The sequence below is a fragment of the Mesorhizobium sp. P5_C1 genome (genome assembly GCF_054049815.1).
This window is the reverse complement of record NZ_JBFULQ010000211.1, coordinates 1-8,998: the sequence shown is the minus strand read 5'-3', so window position 1 is coordinate 8,998 and position 8,998 is coordinate 1. Positions and strand designations below refer to the sequence as shown.

The following is an 8,998-nucleotide window of genomic DNA, read 5'->3' as shown; positions in this document are numbered from 1 at the left end:
CGATCAACGACCGGCACGGACATGACTGCGGAGACCAGGCGCTCAAGCTGATCGCGCAGGCGATCAAAGGCCAGCTGCGCGGCGGCGACATCGTTGGCCGCATCGGTGGCGAAGAGTTCGGCGTATTTCTGCCTGGCGTCGATCCCTCGCATTCATGGGTGGTTGCCGAAAGCATTCGCCGGCGCATCCGTGAGATGGACTTCTCTCCGGGCGGGCGGCCATGCCCATTGTCCGTCAGCATCGGCGGCACAAGCTTTACCGGGCCGACAACCTTCGAAGAGATTTTCGTGGCTGCCGACAGGCGGCTTTACGCGGCCAAATCGAACGGGCGCGATCAAGTCAGCTTCGATCCGTCAGGGGCTTCCCTGGTGCCCAGCGGCGCCATCGTGCATTGACAGCAAGCGTGGTCATCGCAAGCTTGAACCGTCGCGTCCTGTCACGGTTGGGCACGAAAAAGCTCGGGCACAGCACGCTGATTTGAGTAAGCGTCGCGCGGCGGTGCTTTCGCTTTGCTGACATCGCGCTAGAAAACGTTACTGCTTTCCTGAGTTCTCCAAGCGTCCGGTCCGGTCCAGTCACCGCCTTTCTCAATGCCGGCGAACGAATGGCGGGACGGTTCAGGCAAGATCAGCGCGGCAACTATGATTCATCTGTTCAATGGCTTTCAGAACCGTTTTGGCGGCAGTGACCTCGAAACCCTGGAACTGTACCGGCTGTTGAGCGCCGACTCGGATGTGCGTCTGTGGGCAACGTCCTCCAGGGTGTCCGGCGAGTTGATGCGACAATTTCCAATTCGGCGCATCTCGCTGCCAAGGTGGAATGTGCCGGACGGCGGTACCTACGTCTTCCTCGGCACGCATTGGCGCAACAAAATGTGGCCCTATCTGATTCCGCGACCGCGCCGGCTGATCTATGTCTTCAATACCTTTCACCCGAAGGTCATCGCGCTGACGACGCGTATGCCCCGTAGGCTCAACTGGCCCGACGCCGAACTGGTGCTGATTTCCGATTTTCAAAAGCGCATGCTGCGGGTCGATGGCGTCGTGCATCCGTCGCCGATCGATATCGAACGTTTTTCACCAAAACCGGTCAAGCCCGGTCGTCCGTTCACGCTGGGACGATTGAGCCGCGACACCCCGGACAAACATCATGCGGACGATGTGCCGCTTTACGAAGCGTTGCTGGCGGATGGCGCCGCGTTGCGGATTCAGGGCGGGATGCCGCTCAAGGACAGGCTCAAACCGCATCCACAACTCGAACTCCTTCCGCAAGGCCGGTTTGCGGCCGAAGAGTTCCTGCCGACGCTCGACGTGTTCTACTATCGCACCGGCTCGCATGTGGAGACGTTCGGCCGGGTGGTGTTCGAAGCGATGGCCTGTGGTTTGCCTGTGGTCTGCCATTCGCATGGCGGCTATGCCGACCATATCAGGCATGGCGAAAACGGTTTCCTGTTCGAGACGACGCAACAGGCGCGGCAGATCCTGGCCGACCTCAAAGCCGATCCGGAGCTGCGGGCGACGGTGGGTCGCGAGGCGCGGCGGACCGTTGAGCAGCTGTTTTCTTCGCAGGCGCTTCGACGGCGGCTGGATTTCTATCTGCATTAGCGGCACATCGTCCCCTGGGCTTTGCGGACACCCTCGGCATCGCGCTAAAGCTGGCATGCAAACGAACCATCGGGCGGACGGGCAGCGGCGCGCCATAGACTGAGCAGGGACTTCTTACCGATGACATTGATGGGCGCGGCGGCACTGCTGATCCTGATCCTGACTTACGCTGGTGTCGCCATTGGCCGCATCCCGGGCCTGCGCCTCGACCGGGCAGGGATCGCGCTGCTCGGCGGGGCCGCGATGATCGCCGTCGGCGCGCTGAGCATGGAAGATGCCTACCGCGCGATCAATTTCGACACCATCACGCTGCTGCTCGGCATGATGATCGTGGTGGCGCATCTGAAGGTTTCCGGCGCCTTTCGCGGTCTTGGCGCCGTCGCCATCGAGCATGCACACGCGCCTTTCATGCTCCTGGTCATGGTGACGCTGCTGACCGGCGTGCTGTCGGCCTTCCTGGTCAACGATGCCATCTGCCTGGTCATGGCGCCGATCRTGGTCCACGTCACCCGCGTCATCAAGCGCAACCCCATCCCCTATCTGATCGCCACCGCCACCGCGTCGAATTGCGGCAGCGTCGCCACCATCACCGGCAATCCGCAAAACATGGTGATCGGCGCGCTGTCGGGCATTTCCTATCCTGCCTTCTCAGCGGCCCTTGCTCCGGTCGCCCTGTTTGGCCTGGTCGCGGTCATTGTCATCATACGCATCGTCTACAGGGCCGAATTCGCCCGCACGGCCCAATTGACCCCAGAAGTCTCGCGTGGCCGCATGCACAAGGGACAGGTGCTGAAGGCGGTGGTGGTCTGCATCGGATTGGCCATCGCCTTCTTCGCCGGCGTGCCCGTCGCCAAGGCGGCACTCATTGGCGGTGCCATCCTCTTGCTCACCCGTGCCATCAAACCGGAACGCATCTACCGCGAGATCGACGGGCCGCTGCTGTTCATGTTCGCCGGTCTGTTCGTGGTCGTTGCCGGCGCGGAAAAGACGCTGCTGACGCCAGACATGATCGCCTCGGCAAAGAACCTTGGGCTGGACGATGTCTGGCGCCTGTCCGGCTTCACCGCGGTGCTCTCCAACATCATGAGCAATGTCCCGGCCGTGCTGGCGCTGCGGCCCTTCATACCCGGCCTTGAAAATCCCGAACGTGCCTGGCTGGTGGTCGCCATGAGCTCGACGCTAGCCGGCAACTTCACGCTGCTCGGTTCGGTCGCCAACCTGATTGTCGCCGAGCAGGCAAGGACCGCCGGCACGCAGTTGTCGTTCGGCGCTTTCTTCAAGGTCGGCTTGCCGCTGACATTGATAACGCTGGTGGTCGGCACGGCATGGCTGGCGTTTGGATTCTAATGCATGTCGCCCAAAAGTGGCCCGGTTTTGGGAGAACGTGCATCAAAACAAAGACCTAAGGCGCGTTGCCTGAATCCGTTAAAACGCGACGCGCTTTAGACCTGGTCGCTTGCAATTCGAGCCCGGACAAGCGTCGCCGCGGCGCGGCCTGCTGCCTCGATGTAATCGGGATTGCGGTGGATCAGCATGATCGAAAAGCAGCCATCTATCAGCAGCACGATCTCGCGTGCCAAGGCTTGCGGCTCCTCGACGCCCCGGACGGACAACGCACCGGCCAGCCACGTCTCAAAATTTGACTTATGCCGCGACCCGACCTTGATCGCCGGATGTCCAGGCATCGAGGCGAGTTCCGCCGCCGTGCGCAGGAAGCCGCATCCTTTCCATTTCGGATGGTGGGCGGCCTTCGCCAGATTGGCGAAGATCGCCTCGACCTTGCGATCCGCTCCGCCTTCGGCGGCATCGAACCAGCCGGCCATCCGCTTCAGATTGGGTTGGTCGCGGCCATCGAGATAGGCGGCGATCAGGTCGTCCTTGCTCTTGAAGTGATAATAAAGCGTCCGCTTGGTGAGCCCGGCTTCCTCGGCAACGGCATCGACGCTGACGCGGCCGATTCCTTCCGCGTAAAACAGTCTTGTTGCGGCATCGACAATGCGTTTGCGGGTGGGGCTTTGCGCTTCAGGCATTCGCTTATGTATACCGACTAGTGAATATACACAAGCGACGAATGGCGTAACCTTCCCAGCCATGGGTACGCTGGAGAAGGAAGCCAAATGACCGATCTTGTCCTCAACGAAACCAGGGATGGGATTGCCATCCTCACCCTCAACCGGCCGGAGAAGCTCAACGCGTTGAACTATGCCTTGGTCGATCGCCTGCTCGCGGTCCTCGACGACATTGAAGTCGATGCCGGCGTTCGGGCGGTCATTCTTACCGGAGCAGGGGAGCGGGCGTTTTCGGCGGGTGGCGACATCCACGAATTCTCGGCCAGTGTGGCGCTTGGCGTCGATGTCGCGATGCGTGACTTTGTGATGCGCGGGCAGCGGCTGACGGCAAGGCTGGAAGCATTCCGCAAACCCGTCATCGCCGCCGTCAACGGCATTGCCTTTGGCGGCGGCTGCGAAATCACCGAGGCCGTGCCGCTGGCCATCGCCAGCGAACGGGCCCTGTTCGCCAAGCCGGAAATCAGCCTTGCGATGCCGCCGACCTTTGGCGGAACGCAGCGCCTGCCCAGGCTCGCCGGGCGCAAGCGGGCGCTCGAACTGCTTTTGACCGGCGATTGGTTTCCGCCGCAGCGCGCCCTTGAACTTGGCCTCGTCAACCAGGTKGTGCCGCATGGCGATTTGATGCCGGCCGCAATTGGCCTCGCCAAGCGTATCCTGCGGCACTCCGATCTTGCGATCGCGGGCATCCTCACAGCGGTGGCGCGCGGCCTCGACATGAGCGTCGCGGAAGGCCTGCTGGTCGAAGCCGAGCAGTTTGCCCGCTTGGCTCCGACCGCCGATCTGCGCGAAGGGCTGGATGCCTGGCTGACGCGCCACGAGCCCCGCTATGACGGCTCATGGACGCACATCGCGCGGCCTGACGAGGCCAGGCGGGCCTCGTTGGCACTGGATCAGGGCGCCACCACCAAGCGGCCTTTCATGTTGGGGTGGAAACGGCAGAAATAATCGACCGTCTCTGCCTTCTGCAGGGTGAGGCTCGCGGACTTTTTCGGCGGGATCGTCACCTCCCACCCGCCCTTGACGGTCGCCGTGTGGGCGAACACGTCCATGTTCACCCACTCGATCGTGTCTCCGACCTTGGCCTCGACAGTGGCTGGCGAGAACACCAGCTTGTCGATGGTGACCTGGATGGTTTCAGCCTGTGCCGGAACGATGCCGATGGCCAGCGTCAGCGCGATCCACAGATGGCGTTTCGACATGCTGCCTGTCCTTACTTCAGCATGCCGGCGACATGTTCAGCGTGCTGCTCATGGCCCTGGAAGATCTTCAGGCCGGTCTCCAGCAGGCTCTTCAGTTCGGTATTGCTGGCCGACGGGATGAGCAGCGTTTCGAGAGCGCCGTTGACCTGCTTGTGGTAAGCGACCTCGTTGTCGACATAGGCCTTGTCGAAGGCGGCACCCTCGAGTTTGGCAAGCTTGGCCCTCTCTTCGGCGGCCGCCTTGGTCAGCGCCTGGCTGGTGGCATTGTCTTCCGGCGTCACCTTCAGCTTCTTGACCAGGTCGAGCGCCTGCACGTTCACGGCTTCGTGGTCGCGCACCATGTCGTTAGCGAAATCCACGACGTCCTTGTTCTTCGATTTCTCGATCGCCAGCTTGGCGGCTTCAACGTCGATGACCCCGGCCGTGTAGGCGATGTGGGCGATCTGTGGGTCGGTCGGCTTGTCGGCCGCTTGCGCGAACGGGGCAGTGCCAAGCAGCAGCATGGCGGCCAGGGCAGCGGTGTGTCGGATAGGCATGGCATCTCCTTCGCCCGGAGCGGAAATCGCGCCGGTCAGTGTTTCTCGGTTGACGGTCATTGGATGCCGGGCAGCGGCAAACGTTCCCAAGGAATCGGCGAAAGGTCAGCTTTCCAGGCCGAGCCGCCGCATCACAGCGCTGGTCAGCCTTTCGCAACGTCGGCCGGCGAAGGGGAACGCATCGAGCAGCACCGGCCCGATCTGGTCGTCCAGTGCCTTGCGTACCAGGGTGCGGGCGCGGTGCAGCCTTGTCTTGACGGTTTGTGGCCGGACGCCGAGGAGATCGGCGGTCTCTTCAATGCTCAGCCCCTCGATCACCCGCGCCACGAACACAGTCCGGTAGACATCCGGAAGGCTGTCGGTGGCCCGTTCGACCAGCTGGAGGATCTGCCGTTGCGCCATCGTCCGTTCCGGATCGTCGCTGGGGTTGAGGGGGAACCGGATGATCTCGGCTTGCGGATTTTCCGGCATTGCCACCGTCCTGCGTCTTTTGCGCAGTCGGCCGAGCGCCTCGTTGATGACGATGCGCGACAACCATGTGGCAAGCGAGGCGTCGCCGCGAAACGCATCGAGATGGGCGAAGGCCCTGACATAGGCCTCCTGCACGATGTCCTCGGCCTCGCTGTCATTGCGCACCACGCCGCGGGCGATGCGGTAGAGCCGCTGGTTGTGCATCTTGATGATGGTGCGGAAAGCGTCGCCCTCGCGCGCCAAGGCGCGTCGCACGAGCTGCATGTCGCCTGAAGCGACAGAAGGCATGGCCGTCAAGACAGCAGGCATGGCCAGTTCCTCAACCCAATCCCGGACCGAAACCCGATTGAGAGATTGGATGGCATTGCCGGCAAAAGGTTCCCGGCCATTTTCGCCGGGTCCGGCGGTAGCTACCGTACCGCTTCCGGCGCGGACTTGTCAGCAGCCTGCAGACGCGCGGTGGCCGCCAGCAGATCGGTCTGTGTGATCAGCCCGAGAACGCGCTTGTCGTCGTCGACGACGATGACCGCATGACTGCGGCCGTCGGTGAGTATGGGCAGCAGACCCATGGCGGCGAAACCGGCGGCGGCTGTCGCTGCGGGTGATATCACGGATCCGACCGTGCCGGAGGCCAGTGCCAGTTCCCGCAATCCCACGGTGCCTGCCAGCCTTGCCTCTGCGTTGACAACCGGCAAGGTACGGATGTTGTGGTCAAGCAGCAAATGGCGCGCTGCCTCGGCAGGCGTGTGTTCGTCGACCGAGATCACATCGCGCGACATGATGTCCTCGCACAGCAGGCTCTGGTGCGCGCGCACCATCGCCTGCAATTCGACTTGCCGCAGCAGCCGGTCGAGATCGTTGCGATCGATATCGAACGTCTCGTCGAGCGCGCCAAGCGCGGCATCGATGTCTTCGGACTGGAAGCCGACGCGCAACTGCGCCGGCGGATCGACGGTGCCATGGCTGTTCGTCAGGGGAATCGGCACGTGCGGGTAATTGCGACGGGCCAGCTTGTGGAAGCCGTAGCCCAGCGCCACCAGCAGAAGCGAGTTCAATGCCACCGGCACGAATGGAAACAGGAAGCCGGCGCTGATGACGGCAGGCCCTCCCAACACTGCCGTCAGGGCAGCCGCCCCGCCCGGCGGATGCAGGCAGCGCGTGAACGACATGGCGGCGATGGCAAGCGCCACCGCGATGCCGGTGGCAAGGGCGGTTTCGTGGATGAAATGCGCCACGATCACGCCGACCAGTGCCGATATCGTGTTGCCGCCGATGATTGACCATGGCTGCGCCAACGGGCTAGCCGGCACCGCGAACAGGAGCACGGCCGAGGCTCCCATCGGCGCCACCAGCAGCGGCACGTGCGGGCCGTTGCCGAGCACCAGACCGCCGATCGCGCCGGTCAGTGCAATGCCGATCGTCGCGCCGATGCAGGCGATGATGCGCTCGCGCAGCGTCGCGCCGGCAAGAATCGGAACAAAAAGGCGAAAGGCCATGGGAGTCGGAAACTCTGCCAGTATGCCAGAGGGAAGTCGAAACCAGATGATCGCACCGCAATGACGCGGCATTGTCGGATTTGAAAGCCAAATTGATCCGCAAAGGCACGGCTTTGAGAAATAGAATTCCGAGATTTGCCGAATCAGTTGGGCGGGTGCCCCGATCGCTCAGGCAGAAGCCGCGGCGGTCAGGCCGCGCATAATGTCGGCCTTCAGGTCGTCGACGTCCTCGAGGCCGATTTGGAGGCGGATCAACGGGCCTTCATACGGGCCCTTTGCGACAACGCGGTCGGCGAGCCAGACCGGCACCGCAAGGCTCTCATAGCCGCCCCAGGAATAGCCGAGGCCGAAGATCTGCAGCGCGTCGAGAAAGGCGTGCTGCTGCTTCTGGCCGCCGCCGGCAAGCACGATGGAAAAGATGCCGCTCGAGCCGGAGAAGTCGCGCTTCCACAGGCCGTGGTCCGGATGGCTGGGAAGGGCAGGGTGGAGCACGCGCGCCACGCCCTTCTGGCCCTCGAGCCAGGAGGCGATGGCGAGCGCGCTGCGCTGATGGTGCTCGAGGCGCACGCCCATGGTGCGCAGGCCGCGCAGCACTTGGTAGACATCGTCGGGCCCGGCGCAGCAGCCAAGCGTGCAGAAGCTTTCGTAAAGATGCTTCCAGCAGCCTTCGTTGGCCGAGACCGTGCCAAGCAGCACGTCGGAATGGCCTGCCGGATATTTCGTCGCCGCGTGGATCGAGATGTCGACGCCGTGGTCGAGCGGGCGGAAATACAGCGGCGTCGCCCAGGTATTGTCCATCATGACGATGGCGCCTGCGGCATGCGCCGCCTTGACGATCGCCGGGATGTCCTGCAGCTCGAAGGTGTTGGACGCTGGCGATTCCGTGAACACCACCTTGGTGTTGGGCTTGATCAACGCCGCGATGCCGGCGCCGACATCGGGGGCGTAGTACTCGACCTCGACGCCCAGCCGCTTCAGCATGGTGTCGGCGAAGTTGCGCGTCGGGTGATAGACGGAATCGACGATCAGCAGATGGTCGCCCGCCGAGACGAAGGCGAGCAGCGGCACGGTCACCGCCGCAAGGCCCGATGGCACCACGATCGTGCCGGCCGACCCTTCCAGTGCATCTATGGCGTGGGCAAGGGCATCGGTCGTCGGCGTGCCACGCGTGCCATAAGTGTATTTCTGGCTGCGTGCAGCCATCGACGCCGCGTCGGGATAAAGAACGGTCGAGGCGTGCACCACCGGTGGATTGACGAAACCGAAATAGTCATGCGGGTTGTTGCCCGAATGGGTAAGCCGCGTGTTGATACCCAGTCGGTCGCCGTCTTTCGCCATTCTTCTTCGCCTTGTTCGACAAGGCGCTAGCCATAGTGCGACCGCTTTGGCCGTGCAACCGGCCTGCACCCGCCAGGCAACCGACTTCGGATGTACCAAGTCGTGTCTGGTGAAGGGGCGCACAGTCTTGCCCGGTCCGAACGCATTGCGCTCTTGGCCGTTCGGCTATTGAGGACGGCCGGGAAAGATATATGATTGATTCCTAATATTTTCCCGGACTGCCTCGATCAGATGCTGCCGGATGATCCTTCCCGGTTGACCTCCTGATCCCCTGCGATCCGGGCA

Annotated in this window: 10 protein-coding genes; 4 read left to right on the top strand and 6 right to left on the bottom strand. The window is 63.0% G+C overall.

Annotated features, from left to right (window positions below; all coding sequences use genetic code 11):
• From ACXJ7R_RS17545 to ACXJ7R_RS17535, 3 genes are all read left to right on the top strand, one after another.
• The coding region (locus ACXJ7R_RS17545) for a GGDEF domain-containing protein (protein ID WP_457152943.1) at window positions 1-395 on the top strand (395 nt) is incomplete at its 5' end.
• Window positions 396-590: 195 nt separating this feature from the next.
• Entirely contained in the window at window positions 591-1,604 is a 1,014-nt protein-coding gene (locus ACXJ7R_RS17540; protein ID WP_457152942.1) for a glycosyltransferase family 4 protein, read from the top strand.
• A gap of 120 nt (window positions 1,605-1,724) precedes the next feature.
• Window positions 1,725-2,951 (top strand): anion transporter, encoded by a 1,227-nt coding sequence (locus tag ACXJ7R_RS17535; RefSeq protein WP_457152941.1) that lies wholly within the window; start codon window positions 1,725-1,727, stop codon window positions 2,949-2,951.
• Window positions 2,952-3,046: 95 nt separating this feature from the next.
• Here the strand turns inward: ACXJ7R_RS17535 and ACXJ7R_RS17530 are convergent, their stop codons facing one another.
• A complete protein-coding gene (locus ACXJ7R_RS17530; protein ID WP_457152940.1) occupies window positions 3,047-3,634 on the bottom strand; it encodes a TetR/AcrR family transcriptional regulator in 588 nt (195 codons plus the stop codon).
• A gap of 87 nt (window positions 3,635-3,721) precedes the next feature.
• Between ACXJ7R_RS17530 and ACXJ7R_RS17525 the strand changes: the two genes are divergently transcribed.
• A complete protein-coding gene (locus tag ACXJ7R_RS17525; protein WP_457152939.1) occupies window positions 3,722-4,618 on the top strand; it encodes a crotonase/enoyl-CoA hydratase family protein in 897 nt (298 codons plus the stop codon).
• Here the strand turns inward: ACXJ7R_RS17525 and ACXJ7R_RS17520 are convergent.
• The 5 genes from ACXJ7R_RS17520 to ACXJ7R_RS17500 form a co-directional block, all read right to left on the bottom strand.
• Window positions 4,564-4,872, bottom strand: coding sequence for a cupredoxin domain-containing protein (locus ACXJ7R_RS17520; RefSeq protein ID WP_457152938.1), 309 nt, complete (start codon window positions 4,870-4,872; stop codon window positions 4,564-4,566). The two genes, ACXJ7R_RS17525 and ACXJ7R_RS17520, sit on opposite strands and share 55 nt — an antisense overlap.
• An 11-nt stretch (window positions 4,873-4,883) precedes the next feature.
• Entirely contained in the window at window positions 4,884-5,408 is a 525-nt protein-coding gene (locus tag ACXJ7R_RS17515; protein ID WP_457152937.1) for a DUF4142 domain-containing protein, read from the bottom strand.
• 105 nt (window positions 5,409-5,513) lie between these two features.
• The gene (locus ACXJ7R_RS17510) at window positions 5,514-6,188 is read right to left on the bottom strand and encodes an RNA polymerase sigma factor (RefSeq protein WP_095086176.1); all 675 of its coding nucleotides are present in this window, start codon (window positions 6,186-6,188) and stop codon (window positions 5,514-5,516) included.
• A gap of 101 nt (window positions 6,189-6,289) precedes the next feature.
• Window positions 6,290-7,375 carry an HPP family protein gene (locus ACXJ7R_RS17505; protein ID WP_457152936.1) on the bottom strand — a complete coding sequence of 362 codons (1,086 nt, stop codon included), beginning with the start codon at window positions 7,373-7,375 and terminating at the stop codon, window positions 6,290-6,292.
• A 168-nt stretch (window positions 7,376-7,543) separates the two neighbouring features.
• Window positions 7,544-8,713 carry a cystathionine beta-lyase gene (locus tag ACXJ7R_RS17500; RefSeq protein WP_457152935.1) on the bottom strand — a complete coding sequence of 390 codons (1,170 nt, stop codon included), beginning with the start codon at window positions 8,711-8,713 and terminating at the stop codon, window positions 7,544-7,546.
• Between the last annotated feature and the right edge of the window lie 285 nt (window positions 8,714-8,998).